We start from the raw sequence: 17,976 nt of genomic DNA, 5'->3' as shown, positions 1-17,976 counted from the left end.
GCCCCCCGCATCGGTCGGATTGGCAACGCCAATCCGAAACCGCGCGCCGTTGCACCACGCGCTCACCCTCGCCCGATAAAGGGCATCTTGGTCGCCATCACCGTCATGAACTGCACATTGGCCTCAAGCGGCATGTTCGCCATGTGCAGCACCGACGACGCCACATGCGCCACGTCCATCACCGCCTCGGGCCTGATCGACCCGTCCGCCTGCGGCACGCCCTCGGCCATCGGCGCGGCCATCTCGGTCAGCGCATTGCCGATGTCGATCTGCCCGCAAGCGATGTCATAGGGCCGCCCGTCCAGCGACAGCGTGCGCGTCAATCCCGTCACGGCGTGTTTCGACATGGTATAGGGGGCCGAACCCGGTCGTGGCACATGCGCCGATACCGATCCATTGTTGATGATCCGTCCGCCCTGCGGGCTCTGCCGCCGCATCTGGCCAAAGGCCGCGCGGGCGCAAAGGAACATGCCGGTGATGTTGACCTCGGCCAGCGCGCGCCAGTCGGCCACCGATATTTCATCAATAGGCTTTCCGGGCAGCGACATGCCGGCATTGTTGAACAGCGCGTCCAGCCGGCCCGTCTCGGCCACGAAGGCCGCGAAACCGGCATCGACCTGCGACTCGCTGGTCACGTCGCAGGGCAGGATCAGCGCATTGGCGTGCCCCTGCGCGGCCTCTTCCAGCGGGTCGCGGCGCCGGCCGATCAGGCCCACGGTCCATCCGTCCGCCAGAAAGGCGCGGGCGCAGGCACGGCCGATCCCGGTGCCGGCTCCGGTGATGATGATGGTCCTCGTCATGGTCTTCCCCGCCTCAGCCCGTCAGTGATTGTCCCGTGGCAGATCCTTCGCCACCTGTCGATAGGCCGTCGCCAGCTCCAGGCAGCCGCCATCGGCCAGCTGCCCGACATGGGTTCGGTATATCTCCTGCCACGGCGTCTGGTGGTGCAGCTTCGGCGGCGCCCACGCGGCCTTGCGGGCCTCCCATTCCTCCTCGGGCACCAGCGCGTTCAGCGTGCATTCGTTCAGGTCCAGCCGCACCCGGTCCCCGGTCTTCAGGTAGGCAAGCCCGCCGCCCACCACGCTCTCGGGCGAGGCGTTCAGGATCGAGGGGCTTTCCGACGTGCCCGACTGTCGCCCATCGCCCACCGTCGGCAGGTGGTTGATCCCCGCCTTGATGAGCGCATCGGGCGGCTGCATGTTCACCACTTCGGCCGAACCGGGATAGCCCACGCAACCCACCCCCCGGATGAACAGGATGGTTTCCTCGTCGATGCCCAGCGAGGGATCGTTGATCCGCGCGTGATAATCCTCGGGGCCCTCGAACACGACCGCGCGGGCCTCGAACACGTTTTCCGACCCCGGTTTCGACAGGAACCTGCGCCGGAAATCGTCGGAAATCACGCTGGTCTTCATCAGCGCCGAATCGAACAGGTTGCCCGACAGCACGAGGAAACCGGCATTCTCGCGCAGGGGTCGGTGGTAGGGGCGGATCACGTCGGGATCGCGCGTGCGCCAGTCGGCCACCGCCTCGCCCACGGTCCGGCCCGAAATCGTCTGTGCGCCCTCGTGCAGCCGCCCGGCCGCGGCCAGCTCGCCCATGATCGCGGGCACGCCGCCCGCGCGATAAAACGCCTCGCCCAGATATTTCCCTGCGGGCTGGATATTGGCCAGCAGCGGCACGTCATAGCCGACGGTCTGCCAGTCGCGCACGTCCAACTCCACGCCCGCATGGCGGGCAATCGCCTGCAGATGCGGCGGCGCGTTGGTGGATCCGCCGATCGCCGAATTGACCATGATCGCGTTCTCGAACGCCTCGCGGGTCAGGATGTCGGAGGGCTTGAGATCCTCCAGCACGATTTCCACCGCGCGCTTGCCGGTGGCATAGGCCATCGCCATGCGTTCGCGAAACGGCGCGGGGATCGCGGAACAACCCGTCAGGCTCATGCCCAGGGCCTCGGCCATGGCGTTCATGGTGCTGGCGGTGCCCATCGTGTTGCAATGGCCCAGGCTGGGCGCGCTGGCGCAGACCCGGCTCATGAATTCCTCGTAGTCGATCTTGCCCTCGCTCAAGAGCCGGCGGCTCTCCCAGACCACGGTGCCGGAACCGACCAGTTCACCGTTCCACCAGCCGTCCAGCATCGGCCCGCCCGACAGCACGATCGCAGGCAGATCGGCGGTGGCCGCGCCCATCAGCATCGCCGGCGTGGTCTTGTCGCATCCCGTCGTCAGCACTACCCCGTCGATCGGATAGCCGTGCAGCACCTCGACCAGCCCCAGATAGGCCAGGTTGCGGTCCAGCGCCGCGGTGGGGCGCTTGCCGGTTTCCTGGATCGGGTGGACCGGAAATTCCATCGGAATGCCGCCCGCGTCGCGGATGCCCGCCTTGACCCGGTCCTTGAGGAAGACATGGATCTTGTTGCAGGGGCTCAGGTCGCTGCCGGTCTGGGCAATGCCGATGATCGGCTTGCCGCCCTGGAGTTCCTCACGCGTGAATTCCTGGTTCAGGTAACGCTCGATATAAAGCGCGGTCATCCCCGGATTGTTCGGGTTGTCGAACCATTCCTGGGAACGGAACCGCTTGTTGGCGCGGGTGTCGGACATGGGGGCCTCCAGCCATGCGGGGGGTTGATCTGGCGGCAGGATTGCAATTTGGTATACCAAATGCAAGCAGGATCGGAGGCGCGCTGATCGCAGGGGCGCGAGTGAAGGGACGTGATACGGCATTTCATGGTAAGGGCGCTTGTCACGCTGTCGGCCGGGGCAGGGGCCGCGCAGCCGGCCGGCGATCGTCTGGCCGATCCCGAAGGCTGCCTGTCGCGGCAGGCCGAGGCGAACCGCCCGGTGGCCGATTGCGTGAACGAGGCGCAAGTGGCCTGTTTCCAGTATGAAGAGGCCAGCCCGGCCGCCAATGCCTGTTTCCTTGCCGCCAAGGAAGAATGGGGGGAGCTGATCGCGGCCCGAATGGACCGGATCCGCGCCACGGCCCCGCCCGAAATCGCCGCCATTGCGGGCATCGAGGTGAAATACGACCTGCGCGGCAACCTGATGCAGTGCGACCGTATGGAGGAACTGGCGCTGGTGCGCGAGGATCCCGGCCCCGCCGTGCTGGCCCGGCGGGTGCGGTGCGAGGCGACCGCCGTGGGGCTGGCCTATGCCAAGCTGTGGTTGCAGTCACGCGACATGCATTGAACAGGCGGGTATTTGCCGCCGGCCTGCGGCGCGGCTGGACATGCCGGCGCCCCGCCCTTAGGTGCAAGCGCAGGAAATGACACGCGAATGTGAAGCGGGGCGCAGCGTGCGGCGCTTGCCCGCGCGGGGCGGCCCACGCATCATGCACCGGTGGACCAAGGGAGGGGCGGTATGCTGACCCGTCGCCATTTCATCATTACCAGCGCGGCGATGTTTTCGCCCGCGATCGCCGGCCCCGTGCTGGCGGATCGGTCGAAATGGGACGAGTGGGACGCGCTCGTGACGCCGCCGAACTATGATCCCTTCACGTCGAACCCGTGGGGGCTGCATCCGCGGTTCCTGCCGCATGTGGTCGAGGCCCGCCCCGGTTTGCGTCAAGGCGACCTGCATGTGGACGCGGTGGCGCGCTATCTCTACCATATCCGCGAGGCCGGCATTGCCATGCGCTATGGAGTGGCGATCGCCAAGGGCAACCTCTACGAGCCCGGCACCTACCGCGTCGGGCGCAAGGCGAAATGGCCGCGCTGGACGCCGACACCGGCGATGATCAAGCGCGAGCCTGAAACCTATGCACAATATGCCGACGGAATGCCGGGCGGACCGACCAACCCGTTGGGATCGCGTGCCTTTTACCTGTATGAAGGAAGCCGCGACACCTATCTTCGCATCCACGGATCACCCTATCCGCAGTCGATCGGCGGGCGGGCGAGTTCCGGCTGCGTGCGCATGGTGATGCGCCACATCATCGATCTTTACCCGCATGTGGAGGTGGGCGTGACGGCCTATCTCTATCCGCCGGAGGAATATGTCACAGCGTCGAACTAGGCGCCGTCTGCAGGTCCATTGCCGGACTGCCGTAGCGACGCGGCGGTTTCGGATTGGCCGGGCCAATCCGACCGATGCGGGGGGCGCTGCCCCCCGCACCCCCCGGAGTATTTTCGGGCAAGATGAAGGAACGGTCATTCGCCGGCCGCGCCGCTGATCCGGGCAGCGCCGGGTGTCAGCCTTCGGTCCTGGTGCAGATCGGATTGCCTTGGGCCGTGCGGAGCGGAAGGAAGGTCGATTCCACGGGTCCGTTCCAGAGGTAGTAGAAGCAGCCATCTTCGGGCGCGATCTTGACCGTCGAAAGGTCCTGGCCGGGTGCGGCAAGCATGCGCACGCTGTCGGGCACCTCCTTCAGGATGCCCGGTTCGACCACCTCGGAGCCGTTCGGCATGGAGGCCGCGCAGGCCGCAAGCGTCATCAGAACGGGGAAAGTCCACATGGGTTTCATTCGGTCGTCTCCGCAGGGCCGCGTGTCATCCAGTGCAGGCTAAGCGTTTCGGGGGCCGGTTTCCAGAAGCTCTCGGGAAATCTTGGGAATCGGCGTGACGCGGGCTCCGGATTCAGGAATTGCCCTTGCGCACCTCTTCCTCCATGTCGAGCCCGCTCAGCCTGGCCACATGGTCGCTGATCATCGGAACGTAGTCGCCGCCTTTTCCGATCGCTTCGACATGGGTGTAGTAGTGCTTGATCGCCGCGCCCATGATGTTGACCACGCTCGCCTCGGACGCCATGTTGGCGGCATAGCGCACGTCCTTGGATGCGTTCTGGATGGTGAACTTATGTGCGTCCCGGTCGCGGTCGATGACGTAGCGCATGAATGTCTCGTAAAACCCGTTCGCCATGCGGCTGGATCCGATCACCTTGTGAAACACCTGCGGCGAAATGCCGACCTTGGCACCCAGGGTGAGTGCCTCGGCATAGAGCGCGCCGTAGCCCATCCCGATCATGTTCATCAGCAGTTTCATCTGGTGGGCGCTGCCGGTGGGGCCGATATGGGTGATGTTCCCGGCCCAGCAGTCGATCACCGGGCGGATCCTTTCAAATGTCTCGGCATCGCAACCGACCATCGCGTCCAGCGTGCCTTCCTCGGCCTCTTTCGGCGTCCGGCCCAGCGGCGCGTCCACAAGCGTCACGCCGCGTTCGGCCATCTCGGCGGCCAGCGCCCGGGTCGAGGCCGGGTCGGCGGTGGTGGAATCGATCACGATCAGACCCGGCCGCGCGCCGGCAAGGATCCCGTCCGGCCCGCGGATCACGGATTCGACCTGGGAGCTGTTCGACAGGCAGACATGGATGATGTCGCACCGCGCCGCCATGTCGGCGGGAGAGGCGGCCTCATGTGCGCCTCGGGCCACAAGATCCTCGACCGGGTCGCGGTTGACATGGCCCTTGATCCACAGTTCGTAGCCGGCCTTCAGGATGTTGGCCGCCATGCCGTGGCCCATGAAGCCCACGCCGATGAAGCCGATGACGGGTTTGTCCGATGCGGTCATGTGATCCCCCTGTGGACGCGGAAAAAGGGGCGCTTGCGGCGCCGTAAAAATGGTATACCATTTCGCGGCGCAAGAACAAGCCGGCGGGGACAGGACATGGGGCCGCAGAGGGGAACCGGGACATGCTGAGCTTTGCGGCGGCGGTGTTTCTGCTCATCATCACGCCGGGGCCGGGGGTTTTGTCAACCGCCGGCATGGGCGCGGCTTATGGGTTCCGGCCAACGCTGCGCTATGTGTTCGGGCTGTGGGCGGGCAACAACCTGGTGGCGCTGGCCGTGATCACGGGCGTTGCCGCGATCGTGCTGGGGGTGCCGGTGGTGCGAAACGTGCTGCTGGTCGCGTCGGTCGTGTATCTGCTGTATCTTGCCGCCCGCATTGCCTTTGCCGGGACCAGGGTCGCCTTCATCGAGGCGAAACGTCCCCCCGGCATCGCTGCCGCGCTGATGCTGCAGGCGATCAATCCCAAGGCATATGCCGTCAACACCACGCTGTTCACCGGCTTTGCCTATGCGCCCGACAATCTGGTCTGGGAAACCGCAAGCAAGCTGGTCATCTTCAACCTGTTCTGGATCCCGATCCACCTGGCCTGGGCCTGGGCGGGAGTGACGCTGGAGCGGCTGAACCTGGGCGTGCGGCACCAGTTCCACATCAACGTGGTGATGGCGCTGGCCATGCTGGGGGTGGTGATCCTGGCGCTGTTGTCCAGCTTTGGCGCCAATTGACAAGGACAGGAGTCCGCACATGCCGCACCTTCTGAGCATCGGCGAATGCATGGTGGAACTGGCCCCGGCGGGGGCCGACACGTTCCGCATGGGGTTCGCCGGCGATACATTCAACACCGCCTGGTATGCCCGTCGGCTGCTGCCGCCGGACTGGCGCGTCGGCTATTGCACGCGGGTGGGGACCGATGCGATCTCGGACAGGATGGTCCAGTTCATCGACGATGCCGGTATCGAGAACGCCGACATCGCTCGCGATCCGGATCGGACCGTCGGGCTCTACATGATCCAGACCGAGGACGGAGAGCGGCATTTTTCCTACTGGCGCGGAGAATCGGCCGCGCGGCGGCTGGCGGAGGATCCGGGATGGCTGGCGGGCCGGCTGGGCCGCGCGGACGTGCTGTTCTTTTCCGGGATCACGCTGGCCATCCTGCCGCCCGAAGGGCGCGCGCGGCTCTGCGCCGCGCTGGCCGAAGCCCGCGCCACCGGGAAACGGGTGGTGTTCGACACCAACATGCGTCCGCGCCTGTGGGAAGATGCCGACGCGTTGTGCCAGGGGATCATGGCGGGGGCAGGGGTGGCGGATATCGTGCTGCCGTCGCTCGATGAGGAAGTCGCCGCCTTTGGCGACACCGACGCGAGAGCGGTGGCCGATCGCTACCACCGGGTCGGGGCGGGGCTGGTGGTGGTCAAGAACGGCGGCGGGGAAATCCTCGCCTCGGACAACGGTGCCCGGACGCGCGTCCGGCCGCCCGACGTGGCCCGGCCGGTCGATACCACCGCCGCGGGCGACAGTTTCGATGGCGGATTTCTTGCCGCCCATTTGACCGGGGCGCCGCTGGCGGCGGCCCTGACGCGCGCCGCGGCATTGGCCGCACGCGTGGTGCAGGCCCCCGGCGCGCTGGTGGACCCCGGATCCGATTTCGCAACAGAAGAGGACACGCCATGACCCGACCCACCCTGATCGCCATCGGCCGCTATTACGACTGGGACATCGAGCCGATGCGGGCCGAATACGATCTGCACGTCGCCACCGATACCGGGGCAGTGGCGGATCTTCCCGAAGCGGTGCGGACCACCTGCGAGGCAGTTGCCTTCAAGGGGCATGCGGCCTTTGGCGGCGCGGTCATGGACCTGCTTCCCGCGCTGAAGCTGATCGCCAATTACGGCGTGGGCTATGACACGATCGACGTGGAGGCGGCCAGTGCGCGCGGCGTGAAGGTGACCAACACGCCGGACGTTCTGAATGACGACGTGGCGGATCTGGCGGTGGCGCTTCTGCTGGCGCAATCGCGCGAATTGCGGCGGGCCGAGAACTGGGTGCGGTCGGGCGACTGGGCGCGGCGGGGCGACATGCGGCTGGCCCGCAAGGTGAGCGGCGGACGCGCCGGGATTCTCGGCCTCGGGCGGATCGGGCGCGAGATCGCCGACCGGTTGACCGCCTTCAAGATGGAGATCCATTACCATTCCCGCGCGCCCAAGGACGTGCCGGCGGGGTGGGTCCATCATCCCGATCCGGTGTCGCTGGCCGCGGCGGTGGACTTTCTGTTCGTTGCGCTTGTCGGAGGCGAGGCGACGCGGGGGATGGTCTCGGCCCCGGTCATCGAGGCGCTGGGTCGGGACGGGGTGATCGTCAACATCTCGCGCGGGAGCACCATCGACGAGGGCGCGCTGCTGGACGCGCTGGAGCAGGGGCGGATCCGTGGCGCCGGGCTGGACGTGTTCCTGAATGAGCCGAACATCGACCCACGGTTCATGGCGCTGGAGAATGTGGTGCTGTTGCCCCATGTCGGATCGGGCACGATCGAAACCCGCAAGGCAATGGGACAGTTGCAACGCGACAATATCGCGGCGCATTTTGCCGGAAGGCCGTTGCCGACGCCGGTGAATTGAAGGCGAAGGCGGTGCGCCGGGGGCTCTGCCCCCGGACCCCCGGGATATTTTTCGCAAGAGGAAGGAACATGGTCTCGGTGGCCGCTGGCGAACGCGGGTCAGCGTTGGCTTTCGGCGCCGGTGGCCCCGGCCATCCGGTCAAAAAGCCAAAGCACGCCTGCATCACCGTCGGACCGGGCATGGCGATAGAGCCAGGTCTGCATGGGCGGCACGTCGAAGGGCAGCGGCAGAACGGTGAGCCCGAGCGCGCGTGCCCAGCTTTCGGGCAGGCTGACGGCAAGATCGGACACCATGACGAGGGCGGGAACGGCCAGGTAATGTTGCAGCCGCACCCGGATGCGCCGCCGCAGACCCACCGCGCGCAGGGCGATGTCCACCGCGCCAGAGCCGCGCTGCCGGCCCGAAACGTGGATGTGGTCGAGGGCCAGGTAACGCTCCATCGTCAGCGGCGCCCGCGCTGCGGGGTGGCCGGGGCGCAGGCCGCAGACATGGGGTTCCGGCGGCAGAGGGCGGCGGATCAGACCGGCGGCGTCGGGCAGCGCCACCTCGGCGGCGATGTCAAGCGTGCCGCGCGCCAGAGCCGCCGGGATGTCCGCACGCGGCAGGCGAAAGCTGCGCAGCCCGATCCCCGGCGCGGATGTGGCCAGGTCGGCGAACAGTTTCGGCAGAACGAGCGTGTCGAACGCGTCCGTCATGCTGAGTCGGAACACCCGGTTCGATCGCGCCGGATCGAACGCCTGCGCCCGCTGCGCCGACGCCGCCAGCCGCTGCAGCGCCTCGCTGACATCCGCGGCGATGCTTTCGGCATAGGGGGTCGGCGCCATCCCGTCGCCGGTGCGGATGAACAGCGGATCCCCAAGCGCCGCCCGAAGGCGCGCCAGCGCATTGCTGACCGCCGGCTGCGTCACCGACAGCATCTCGGCCGCGCGGGTCAGATTGCGTTCGGCATAGATCGTGTCGAACACGACGAACAGGTTCAGATCCAGCTGGCTAAGTTTCATAACATAATTCACATTATGAATATCACAGATCATCATAATAAATTTCAGGAATAAGGTGAAGCGATCTATCCTCGCCCCGATCGAAAGGACAGGAGGCGACCATGGACTTTTCCTTCTCACCGAAATGCGAGGAGATGCGGCAGAAGCTGCTGGCCTTTACCGACAGCTACATCATCCCGCGCATTCAGCAGCACCACGAAGAGACGCAGGCCGGGAAATTCCCCGTGTCCTTCATGGAGGATCTCAAGGCGCTGGCGCGCGAAGAAGGGCTTTGGAACATGTTCCTTCCCTCGCTGCGCGAGGGCGAGCCGGGAACGGCCATGTCGAACCTCGACTATGCGCCGCTGGCCGAGATCATGGGCCGCGTGCCCTGGAGCGCGGAAGTGTTCAACTGCTCGGCCCCCGACACCGGCAACATGGAGCTGCTGCACATGTTTGCCACGCCGGAGCAGCGCGAACAGTGGCTGGTGCCGCTGTTGAACGGCGAGATCCGGTCGGCCTTTGCCATGACCGAGCCGGACGTGGCCAGTTCGGACGCCACCAACATCACCACCTCGATCCGGCGCGAGGGCGACGAATACGTGATCAACGGGCGCAAGTGGTTCATCTCGAACGCCTGTCACCCGAACTGCAAGGTCTTCATCGTGATGGGCAAGACCGACCCGGACAACCCCGACCGGCACCGCCAGCAGAGCATGGTGATCGTGCCGCGCGACACGCCGGGGCTTGAGATCGTGCGCAATCCCACGGTGCTGAACCATCACGCGCCCGAAGGCCATGCCGAAATCCTTTTCCGCGACGTGCGGGTGCCGGTCAGCAATCTTCTGGGCGAGGAAGGCAGCGGCTTTGCGCTGGCGCAGGCGCGGCTGGGGCCGGGGCGGATCCATCACTGCATGCGCTCGATCGGCGCGGCGGAACTGGCGCTGGAACTGATGGTGGAGCGTGCACAGGATCGCCGCGCCTTTGGCAAGTATCTGGCCGACCGTGGCGTGATCCGCGAATGGATCGCGCAGAGCCGGATCGAAATCGAACAGGCCCGCCTGCTGACGCTCAAGGCCGCGTGGATGATCGACAATGTGGGCGCCAAGGCCGCGCGCAAGGAGATTTCCATGATCAAGGTGGTCGCGCCCAACCTGCACACCCGCGTCACCGACCGCGCGATCCAGGTGTTCGGCGCGATGGGGCTGACGCCGGACACGCCGCTGGCGGATCACTACACATGGGGCCGCGCCCTGCGCTTTGCCGACGGGCCGGACCAGGTGCACCTGCAATCCATCGCCAAAATGGAGATTCGCGAGACCAACCGCGGCAAGTCGGCCGACTACCTCACCCCGCCCGACCGCGGCTGAGCCGGGTCAGAGCGCGGCGCAAATCTCGCCGAGGAAGTCGAGCAATGCGCTGACCCGGGCCGGCATGCGACGACGGCCCGGGTAAACGGCGGAGAGGGTCGCCGCGTTGTCTTCGAACGTGATATGCGGGCAGACCTGAACCAGCCGTCCCTCTTGCAGCGCCTTGCGGCAATACCATTCCGGCAGGAATGACACCCCGCCCCCGTGCTGCAGCACGTTTCGCACCGATACGGGATCATTGATCGCGGTGGTGTCGCGCCCCAGATCGATCCGGCGGCGCAATCCATCGACCAGCACATTCATGCGGCGGGCGTGGGACTCTTCGCACACCCGCACATGGGGCAGAAGGGCTTCGACCGACGGATCGGGCGCCAGCTTTGCCGCATAGCCGGGCGCGCAGACCCAGATCAGCCGTCCCTCGCACAATTTGCGGCTTGCCAGGTCCGATCCGGTGAATGCGTCGGCCACCACCGCGAGGTCCGCCTGATTTCCGACCCGATCGGCGGGGCGCATGCAGGTCAAGATTTCCAGAGAAACATTCGGGTATTGCCGGTGAAAATCGGCGAGTCTCGGAGACAGGATTTCGCGCGAAAAGGCAAAAGGCATCGCCGCCGTGACCCGCCCTGCCGGCGACCCGCTCAGTCCGGACATGATGCTGTTGGCCTCGGCAACCTCATCCAGGATGCGCTGTGCCCTGCGATAGAACGCCTGACCCTCGGACGTGACACGCAGATCTCTCGGATTTCGTTCGACCAGCTTCAGGCCCAGGCCCTTTTCCAGCCGGGTCAGGGCCTTGCTAACCGTTGACTTCGATATTCCCAGATGCCGAGCCGCGGCCGAGATGCCGTTGCGCTCGACCACCGCCGCGAATATCGGCACATCGTCGATCTGCCAATTCATCGCCATACCCACCCACTCGTAAATGAAAAACTCCAAGCAATCAGGCACCCACGGTAAATCGAGTGGACCGGGTTTTCCATTGCTCGGAAGGTGTAGGCCGAACGGCTCGGGCGGCGAAAAACCTGCCCGTTCGGGTCAGGTTCCGCGCGGGCTTTGCCCCGATCGGATCAGCAGACCGACCAGCGTCAGGGCTCCGAAAGCTGCCCCCGTCACAAAGGTTGCCGGCGCGCCGAACCGATCCCAGAGCCACCCCGCCAAGGCACTGGCGCCAAGAAGGGCAACGCCGCTGACCAGGTTGAACATGCCGAAGGCGGTGCCGCGCAGATCGGCCGGTGCAGTGTCGGCCACCATTGCCGACAGCAACCCTTGCGTCATGCCCAGATGCGCGCCCCACAGCAGGACACCGCCCAGCACCATGGCCCAATGGGTCGCGGCGGCCAGTATCAGGTCGGCCACAACCAGCACGGCCAATCCCAGCGTGAGCAGTCCGCGCCGCCCGATCCGATCCGACAGGCGGCCCACGGGATAGGCCGATGTGGAATAGACGACATTCATCGCCACCATGACCAGCGGAACGAGAGCCATCGCAATCCCGCTTTGCTGCGCGCGCAGAACCAGGAAAGCTTCGCTGAACCGGGCCAGGGCGAACACCGCGCCGATCGCCACCACCCACCAATAGGCGGCCCCCAATCGCCGCAGGTTCGCCCGCGTGATCGGGTTCCGGCGGTGACCATCGCCGCGTCCGGGCGGTTCGCGCAGCCCCAGCGCCAGCAGGCCGACCGCCACCGCGCCGGGCAGAACCGCCACCCAGAACACGGCGCGGAAATCGTCGTGCCACGCCAGCATCAGCCCGACCGCCAGAAGCGGCCCGAGGAATGCGCCGACCGTGTCCAGCGATTGCCGCAGCCCGAAAGCCGCGCCGCGGATCTCGGGCGGGGTCAGGTCGGCGATCAGCGCATCCCGCGGCGCCCCCCGAATGCCCTTGCCGACGCGATCCAGCAGCCGCGCTGTCAGCACCAGCCCGATCCCCGGCGCCATCGCGAACAACGGCTTGGTCGCGGCCCCCAGCCCATAGCCCAGCACCGCCAGCCCCTTGCGCCGGCCCAGCCAATCGCTCAGGGCACCCGAAAACACCTTGACGATCAAGGCGGTCGCCTCGGCCAGTCCCTCGATCAGCCCAACCATCAGCGCACTGGCGCCCAGCGTCGTTACCATGAACATCGGCAGCAGCGCGTGGATCATCTCGGACGAGACATCCATCAAGAGACTTACGAAGCCAAGGATCCAGATCCCCGCAGGGATCCGCGCCCGCACGCGCGCCATCGGGCTATTCCACGCCTGCCGGCATGGGTAGATCCAGCATCCGCCGGGCGGTGCGCCAGTCCGCAACCGGGCGTTCGTACCGCTCACACAGCTCCACTACCCGCCGCACCAGCGCGGCATTGGAGGGTGCGAGGGTCTCGCGGTTCAGCCGCACATTGTCCTCCAGCCCCGTGCGGGTGTGGCCGCCCGCCGCCACGCACCATTCGTTCACCTCGATCTGATGCCGCCCGATCCCAGCTGCGCACCAGTCGGCTTCGGGTGCCAGCCGCTCCATCGTGCGGACGTAGAAGTCGAACACCTCCCGATCCACAGGCATCGCGTTCTTCACGCCCATCACGAACTGCACATACAGCCGCCCGGGAATCCGCCCGTTGCGGTTCATCGCCACGGCCTGATGGATGTGGCTCAGGTCAAAGGCCTCGATCTCGGGCTTTACCCCGTATTCGCGCATCTCGCCGGCCAGCCAGTCGATCAGCTCGGGGCTGTTTTCGTAAACGCGCGTGGGAAAGTTGTTCGACCCCACCGCCAGCGACGCCATGTCGGGCCGAAGCGGCAGCATCCCGCCCCGTTCGCGCCCCGACCCGGACCGCCCGCCGGTCGAGAACTGGATGATCATGCCGGGACAGTGTTTCCTGACCCCCTCCATCAGGCGCGCGAACCGATCGGGGTCGCTGGTCGGGGTGCCGTCATCGTTGCGCACATGGGCGTGCATGATGCTGGCCCCCGCCTCAAAGGCTTCATGTGTGCTCTCGACCTGTTCCGCCACGGTGATCGGCACCGCGGGGTTGTCGGCCTTGGTCGGCACCGACCCGGTGATCGCCACGCAGATGATACAGGGTTTGGCCACGTCCTCTCTCCGGTCCTGCCACGGGATGGCGCATATTCCTCCAGCCCGCCGGCGCCGTCCAGCCCCGATCGCACGGGGCGGGTTCCGCAGCGTCATCCAAACCGGCTGCTTGACCGGCCCGGCGCTCGGGCGCGACAGTCCCGCCACACGACCAGTGGAGGATCCCCAATGGCCGCCCTGCCCCAGGCCGCAGACTTTCTCGAAGAATCCCAAACGCTGTACGCGGCGATTGCGCCGCTTTCGGACGCAGACCTCCGGCAACCCACCCAATTCAAGGGCTGGACCATCGACGACGTTCTCGTGCACCTGCATTTCTGGAACAAGGCGGCGGATCTCTCCACCACGGACGAAGCCGCCTTCACCGCGCTCATGGGCCAGCTGATGGGTAGCCTTCAATCAGGCGGCCTGCGCGCCTTCGAGAACGCGCAAATCCCCGAACGCGGCACCGAACTGCGCGACCTCTGGATCGCTCATGCCCGCGACATGGCCGCCCGCTGGGCCGACATGGACCCCAGACGCCGCCTGCCGTGGGCCGGTCCCTCGATGTCGGCACGCTCTTCGATCACGGCGCGTCAGATGGAAACCTGGGCGCACGGGTTCGAGGTGTTCGACGCTCTCGGCCTGCGCCGGCAGGAAACCGACCGCATCCAGAACATCGTGGTGCTCGGCGTCAACACTTTCGGCTGGTCGCACAAGGTCCATGGCCTCCCCGTGCCCGACACCCTGCCCAGCCTGCGTCTCACCGCCCCCAGCGGCGCGCTCTGGATCTTCGGCGACGATGCGGGCGCCATCACCGGACCAGCCGTGGATTTCGCCGCCGTGGTCACCCAGACCCGCGCGCTGGCCGATACCGCGCTCCGGGTCGAAGGCGAGATCGCCCGCACCTGGATGGAAAACGCCCAGTGCTTTGCCGGCCCGCCGGAAACCCCGCCCGCGCCGGGAACCCGAACCGTCGCGGGTTGACTGCCGATCCTGCTTCTTTCTGGTCCGAAATACCCCGGGGGAGTCGCGCATGGCGCGACGGGGGCAGCGCCCCCACCTGCCGCGCTCAGTTCGAAAACACCCCCGCGTATTGCTCGCGCAGCGTCTTCTTCTGCACCTTGCCCATGGTGTTGCGCGGCAGCGCGTCCACCAACACCACCCGCTTGGGCTGCTTGAACTTCGCCAGCCTGCCCGCAAGCCCCGCCATCACCGCCTCTTCGGTCAGGCCCGGATCGGACGGCACCACCACCGCCACCACGCCCTCGCCGAAATCGGGATGCGGCACGCCGATCACCGCGCTCTCGACAACGCCCTCCATGTCGTCGATCACCTCCTCCACCTCCTTGGGGTAGACGTTGAACCCGCCCGAGATGATCAGATCCTTCGCCCGCCCGACGATCGTCACATAGCCGTCCGCATCCACCGACGCCAGGTCGCCCGTGATGAACCAGCCGTCCGGCCGCAGTTCCTCGGCGGTCTTCTCGGGCATCTGCCAATAGCCCTTGAACACGTTGCGCCCGCGCACCTCCAGCACGCCGACTTCGCCCACCTCCGCCTCGCGCCCTTCGACCATGATCCGCGCCTCGACTCCGGGCAAGGGAAAGCCCACGGTCCCGGCTCGCCGCTCGCCCTCATAGGGGTTGGAACAGCTCATGTTGGTTTCAGTCATGCCATAGCGTTCCAGAATCCGGTGCCCGGTGCGCGCCTCCCATTGCCGATGCGTCTCGACCAGCAGCGGCGCCGAGCCCGAGATGAACAGCCGCATGTTCGCCGCCCGCTCGCGCGTGAGCCGGGGATCGGCCAGCAGCCGGGTATAGAAGGTCGGCACCCCCATCAGCGCGGTCGCGCGCGGCATCGCCTCGAGGATTGCGTCAACGTCGAAACCGGGCAGAAAGATCACTTGGGCCCCCGCCAGCAGCGCCACGTTGGTCGCCACGAACAGCCCATGCGTGTGAAAGATCGGCAGCGCATGGATCAGCACGTCCTCAGCCGTGAACCGCCAATAGTCGCGCAGAACCTCGGAATTCGACGACAGGTTGTCATGGCTCAGCATCGCGCCCTTGGACCGCCCCGTGGTGCCCGAGGTATAGAGGATCGCCGCCAGATCGTCCGCCCCGCGCGCAACGGCCCGAAATCCGGGCACCTGCGCCTCGGCCAGATCGCGCAGGCTGCCCTGCCCCGCCTCGTCCAGCGTCAGCACCTGCGCCCCGCCGGCAATGCTGCGGATCTCCTCCGCGCGGGCCGGGTCGCAGACCACCACCGCCGGTTCCGCGTCGCCCAGGAAATAGGCCACTTCGGGCGTTATATAGGCGGTGTTGAGCGGCAGAAAGACCGCCCCCGCCATCACCGTGCCGAGGTAAAGTTCGATCGCTTGAATCGTCTTGGCCACCTGCACCGCCACCCGGTCGCCCGGCCGCACCCCCTGCGCTGCCAGCGCCGCCGCCATCCTCTCGGCGCCTGCAAACAACTCGCCAAAGGTCACCGGGTCGCCACCGGGGATCTGCGCGAACACCGAATCCTCGCGCCCCACCGACGCAGCGCGCAGGCGGCTCAGCAGGTGGTTGTCGTCATACATCGGGCGGCCTCCTCGTCTGTCCGTCGTTATCTGCCCCCGGCAGCCTCCCGAAATCAAGCCGTTGATCTTTGCCCGCAACAGGCGCAGTGTCGCGCCATGGCAACATCGTTAACATCGCATCGACCCGGACTGGGCGTGGCGCTGAAGCTCGGCGCGATCTTCCTGTTCACGGGCATGTCGGCGCTGATCAAGGCCGCCTCGGACTCCGTGCCACCGGGCGAGGCGGTGTTCTTCCGCTCCTTCTTTGCCATCCCGGTGATCCTGGCCTGGCTGACCTGGCGGGGCGAGCTGTCACAGGGTCTGCGCACGCGCAACCCGATGCTGCATGTCAAACGGGGGCTTCTGGGCACCGCGTCGATGGGGCTGACCTTCGCGGGACTCGGCCTGTTGCCCCTGCCCGAGGTCACGGCAATCGGCTTTGCCGCCCCGATCTTTACACTGATCCTTGCCGCGCTGATCCTGGGCGAGCGCATCCGGCTCGTGCGGATTTCGGCGGTGGCGGTGGGACTGGTGGGCGTACTCGTCATGCTCTGGCCGCGGCTCAGCGGTGCCTCGACGCTGGAACAGGGGGCAGCGTTGGGGGCGCTGTGCGTGCTGGGCGCGACCCTGGGGCGGGCGCTGGTGCAGATCCATATCCGCCGCATGGTCGAAACCGAACCGGCGCCGACCATCGTGTTCTGGTTCTCGGCCACGGCCTCGGTGCTGGGGCTGATGACCCTTCCCTTCGGCTGGGTCGTGCCCGACGCCACCACGGCGGGTCTGCTGATCTCGGCCGGACTGGTAGGCGGCGTGGCGCAGATCCTCGTCACCTCGTCCTTCCGCTTCGCCCCCGCCTCGCTACTGGCGCCCTACGACTATTCGTCGATGCTGTTTGCCATCATCGTCGGCTATACCCTGTTCGGAGAGCTTCCGACCCCGGTCATGCTAGCCGGGGCCGCGCTGGTAATTGCGGCGAATGCGGTGGTGCTGTGGCGCGAACGCCGGCTGGGGCTGAAACGCGACCGCGAACGGGATGCCGCCGCCCTGCCCCGAAACTGAACGATCAGGCGGGCAGCCGGGTTTCCGCGACCTTCTTCCACAGCGATTCGACCTGTCTGCGGTCGTGCCGAGCCTGTTTTTCCAGCCGCCTGACCAGCCTCCGCCCGACCGCGTGGGCGGGAGAATCCTCGGGCATGTCCTTGCAGATCCGGTCCAGAACCTCGCGCGCCACCACCGCATCGTTCATCGCTCCCAGCGCATTCTGCAGCCGCTTGAGCCGTTTGCGGAACTTCACGCGCGCCGGCCCGCCGGCGTCCCACGCGCCGCAGTCCAGCGTATAGCGCAGCTTCTTGATTTCCTTGCGGAATTCATGCCGGTGCGCGTCATCAAGCTTGTGAAACCGGCGCCCAAGCCTGCCCGCCTTGCGGACCCGTCGCTTCAGGGCCTTGTCCGCCGCCTCGCCAGCCGGCCGGTCGAGAAAATCCGCATCGCTGCCGAGCAGCGCCGCCCAGCGGTCCAGCACCTTGCCGCCCTCGCCATGGGCGAGGTATTCGCGCAGCGCCTTGCGCGCGGCGATGCGAGCCTCGCTCAGCGCCACCTCAAGCGTCCACAGCCCCGAATCCGCCGGGTCGGCGTGGCGTTCCGGCGCGATGATCTCGACCGCCACCACGTCCAGATCCCGCAACTCCCCGATCCGCCGTCCCAGAAGCCGGGCCTCGTCGCGCAGTGCGCGGGCCTGCGGGTCGTCCTTGCCGAAGATCCCCAGCGCGGTGCGCAGCTTGCGCAGGGCGACCCGCAACTGGTGCGGGCCTTCGGGCACGGTCGAGGTCATCAACACCCGCCGCGCCTGTTGCGCGTCCCGCAGAAAGCCGGAGAGAACGTCGCGGACGTTGGGCATGTGCG

Annotated in this window: 18 protein-coding genes; 8 read left to right on the top strand and 10 right to left on the bottom strand. The window is 66.8% G+C overall.

The features are described 5' to 3' along the window. Positions 1-62 precede the first annotated feature (62 nt). Positions 63-800 (bottom strand): SDR family oxidoreductase, encoded by a 738-nt coding sequence (locus tag C4S70_RS06930; RefSeq protein WP_104007380.1) that lies wholly within the window; start codon positions 798-800, stop codon positions 63-65. A gap of 21 nt (positions 801-821) precedes the next feature. After that, positions 822-2,603 carry an IlvD/Edd family dehydratase gene (locus C4S70_RS06925; RefSeq protein ID WP_104007379.1) on the bottom strand — a complete coding sequence of 594 codons (1,782 nt, stop codon included), beginning with the start codon at positions 2,601-2,603 and terminating at the stop codon, positions 822-824. Positions 2,604-2,729: 126 nt separating this feature from the next. Here C4S70_RS06925 and C4S70_RS06920 point away from each other — a divergent pair, with 126 nt between their 5' ends. Continuing rightward, positions 2,730-3,191, top strand: coding sequence for a hypothetical protein (locus tag C4S70_RS06920; RefSeq protein WP_104007378.1), 462 nt, complete (start codon positions 2,730-2,732; stop codon positions 3,189-3,191). Positions 3,192-3,362: 171 nt separating this feature from the next. Next, a complete protein-coding gene (locus tag C4S70_RS06915) occupies positions 3,363-4,016 on the top strand; it encodes a L,D-transpeptidase (RefSeq protein ID WP_104007377.1) in 654 nt (217 codons plus the stop codon). Between the two features lie 175 nt (positions 4,017-4,191). Here the strand turns inward: C4S70_RS06915 and C4S70_RS06910 are convergent, their stop codons facing one another. Next, a complete protein-coding gene (locus C4S70_RS06910; protein ID WP_104007376.1) occupies positions 4,192-4,464 on the bottom strand; it encodes a hypothetical protein in 273 nt (90 codons plus the stop codon). Between the two features lie 112 nt (positions 4,465-4,576). After that, positions 4,577-5,506 carry an NAD(P)-dependent oxidoreductase gene (locus tag C4S70_RS06905; protein WP_104007375.1) on the bottom strand — a complete coding sequence of 310 codons (930 nt, stop codon included), beginning with the start codon at positions 5,504-5,506 and terminating at the stop codon, positions 4,577-4,579. 122 nt (positions 5,507-5,628) lie between these two features. Here C4S70_RS06905 and C4S70_RS06900 point away from each other — a divergent pair, with 122 nt between their 5' ends. From C4S70_RS06900 to C4S70_RS06890, 3 genes are read left to right on the top strand one after another with little or no spacing between them, the layout of a single operon-like run. Further along, positions 5,629-6,228: a LysE family translocator gene (locus tag C4S70_RS06900; protein ID WP_104007374.1), complete on the top strand. Its 600-nt coding sequence runs from the start codon at positions 5,629-5,631 to the stop codon at positions 6,226-6,228. Positions 6,229-6,247: 19 nt separating this feature from the next. Next, positions 6,248-7,174, top strand: a complete 927-nt coding sequence (locus tag C4S70_RS06895) for a sugar kinase (protein WP_104007373.1) — start codon at positions 6,248-6,250, stop codon at positions 7,172-7,174. Beyond that, positions 7,171-8,118, top strand: coding sequence for a 2-hydroxyacid dehydrogenase (locus C4S70_RS06890; RefSeq protein ID WP_104007372.1), 948 nt, complete (start codon positions 7,171-7,173; stop codon positions 8,116-8,118). The genes C4S70_RS06895 and C4S70_RS06890 overlap by 4 nt, the downstream gene beginning before the upstream one ends. Positions 8,119-8,216: 98 nt before the next feature. Here C4S70_RS06890 and C4S70_RS06885 read toward each other — a convergent pair whose 3' ends face one another. Beyond that, positions 8,217-9,119, bottom strand: a complete 903-nt coding sequence (locus C4S70_RS06885; RefSeq protein WP_160114851.1) for a LysR family transcriptional regulator — start codon at positions 9,117-9,119, stop codon at positions 8,217-8,219. A gap of 101 nt (positions 9,120-9,220) precedes the next feature. On the opposite strand from C4S70_RS06885, the gene C4S70_RS06880 reads away from it, so the two are divergent. Further along, the gene (locus tag C4S70_RS06880) at positions 9,221-10,468 is read left to right on the top strand and encodes an acyl-CoA dehydrogenase family protein (protein WP_104007370.1); all 1,248 of its coding nucleotides are present in this window, start codon (positions 9,221-9,223) and stop codon (positions 10,466-10,468) included. Positions 10,469-10,474: 6 nt separating this feature from the next. Here the strand turns inward: C4S70_RS06880 and C4S70_RS06875 are convergent, their stop codons facing one another. The 3 genes from C4S70_RS06875 to C4S70_RS06865 all read right to left on the bottom strand — a co-directional run bounded on the left by C4S70_RS06875 (position 10,475) and on the right by C4S70_RS06865 (position 13,538). Beyond that, entirely contained in the window at positions 10,475-11,374 is a 900-nt protein-coding gene (locus tag C4S70_RS06875) for a LysR family transcriptional regulator (RefSeq protein WP_104007369.1), read from the bottom strand. A 129-nt stretch (positions 11,375-11,503) separates the two neighbouring features. Then, positions 11,504-12,691 carry an MFS transporter gene (locus tag C4S70_RS06870; RefSeq protein ID WP_104007368.1) on the bottom strand — a complete coding sequence of 396 codons (1,188 nt, stop codon included), beginning with the start codon at positions 12,689-12,691 and terminating at the stop codon, positions 11,504-11,506. A gap of 4 nt (positions 12,692-12,695) precedes the next feature. Continuing rightward, positions 12,696-13,538 (bottom strand): BKACE family enzyme, encoded by an 843-nt coding sequence (locus tag C4S70_RS06865; protein WP_104007367.1) that lies wholly within the window; start codon positions 13,536-13,538, stop codon positions 12,696-12,698. Between the two features lie 168 nt (positions 13,539-13,706). Here C4S70_RS06865 and C4S70_RS06860 point away from each other — a divergent pair, with 168 nt between their 5' ends. Next, entirely contained in the window at positions 13,707-14,501 is a 795-nt protein-coding gene (locus C4S70_RS06860; protein WP_327315034.1) for a TIGR03084 family metal-binding protein, read from the top strand. An 85-nt stretch (positions 14,502-14,586) separates the two neighbouring features. On the opposite strand, the gene C4S70_RS06855 is transcribed toward C4S70_RS06860, so the two are convergent. Beyond that, a complete protein-coding gene (locus C4S70_RS06855) occupies positions 14,587-16,095 on the bottom strand; it encodes a malonate--CoA ligase (RefSeq protein ID WP_104007366.1) in 1,509 nt (502 codons plus the stop codon). A 96-nt stretch (positions 16,096-16,191) separates the two neighbouring features. Between C4S70_RS06855 and C4S70_RS06850 the strand changes: the two genes are divergently transcribed. After that, entirely contained in the window at positions 16,192-17,133 is a 942-nt protein-coding gene (locus C4S70_RS06850) for a DMT family transporter (protein ID WP_104007365.1), read from the top strand. A gap of 4 nt (positions 17,134-17,137) precedes the next feature. Here the strand turns inward: C4S70_RS06850 and C4S70_RS06845 are convergent, their stop codons facing one another. Beyond that, positions 17,138-17,971: a CHAD domain-containing protein gene (locus C4S70_RS06845; protein WP_160114850.1), complete on the bottom strand. Its 834-nt coding sequence runs from the start codon at positions 17,969-17,971 to the stop codon at positions 17,138-17,140. Positions 17,972-17,976: the final 5 nt, after the last annotated feature.

Source organism: Jhaorihella thermophila, assembly GCF_900108275.1.
In the GTDB taxonomy this organism is placed as follows: Bacteria; Pseudomonadota; Alphaproteobacteria; order Rhodobacterales; family Rhodobacteraceae; genus Jhaorihella; species Jhaorihella thermophila.
Note: the sequence above shows the minus strand (reverse complement) of the source record. Positions and strands in the feature narration are given on the sequence as shown.

Coding starts and splice junctions, on each gene's coding strand:
- C4S70_RS06930 (WP_104007380.1), bottom strand. CDS start 800: ATGACGAGGACCATCATCATCACCGGAGCCGGCACCGGGATCGGCCGT.
- C4S70_RS06925 (WP_104007379.1), bottom strand. CDS start 2,603: ATGTCCGACACCCGCGCCAACAAGCGGTTCCGTTCCCAGGAATGGTTC.
- C4S70_RS06920 (WP_104007378.1), top strand. CDS start 2,730: ATGGTAAGGGCGCTTGTCACGCTGTCGGCCGGGGCAGGGGCCGCGCAG.
- C4S70_RS06915 (WP_104007377.1), top strand. CDS start 3,363: ATGCTGACCCGTCGCCATTTCATCATTACCAGCGCGGCGATGTTTTCG.
- C4S70_RS06910 (WP_104007376.1), bottom strand. CDS start 4,464: ATGAAACCCATGTGGACTTTCCCCGTTCTGATGACGCTTGCGGCCTGC.
- C4S70_RS06905 (WP_104007375.1), bottom strand. CDS start 5,506: ATGACCGCATCGGACAAACCCGTCATCGGCTTCATCGGCGTGGGCTTC.
- C4S70_RS06900 (WP_104007374.1), top strand. CDS start 5,629: ATGCTGAGCTTTGCGGCGGCGGTGTTTCTGCTCATCATCACGCCGGGG.
- C4S70_RS06895 (WP_104007373.1), top strand. CDS start 6,248: ATGCCGCACCTTCTGAGCATCGGCGAATGCATGGTGGAACTGGCCCCG.
- C4S70_RS06890 (WP_104007372.1), top strand. CDS start 7,171: ATGACCCGACCCACCCTGATCGCCATCGGCCGCTATTACGACTGGGAC.
- C4S70_RS06885 (WP_160114851.1), bottom strand. CDS start 9,119: ATGAAACTTAGCCAGCTGGATCTGAACCTGTTCGTCGTGTTCGACACG.
- C4S70_RS06880 (WP_104007370.1), top strand. CDS start 9,221: ATGGACTTTTCCTTCTCACCGAAATGCGAGGAGATGCGGCAGAAGCTG.
- C4S70_RS06875 (WP_104007369.1), bottom strand. CDS start 11,374: ATGGCGATGAATTGGCAGATCGACGATGTGCCGATATTCGCGGCGGTG.
- C4S70_RS06870 (WP_104007368.1), bottom strand. CDS start 12,691: ATGGCGCGCGTGCGGGCGCGGATCCCTGCGGGGATCTGGATCCTTGGC.
- C4S70_RS06860 (WP_327315034.1), top strand. CDS start 13,707: ATGGCCGCCCTGCCCCAGGCCGCAGACTTTCTCGAAGAATCCCAAACG.
- C4S70_RS06855 (WP_104007366.1), bottom strand. CDS start 16,095: ATGTATGACGACAACCACCTGCTGAGCCGCCTGCGCGCTGCGTCGGTG.
- C4S70_RS06850 (WP_104007365.1), top strand. CDS start 16,192: ATGGCAACATCGTTAACATCGCATCGACCCGGACTGGGCGTGGCGCTG.
- C4S70_RS06845 (WP_160114850.1), bottom strand. CDS start 17,971: ATGCCCAACGTCCGCGACGTTCTCTCCGGCTTTCTGCGGGACGCGCAA.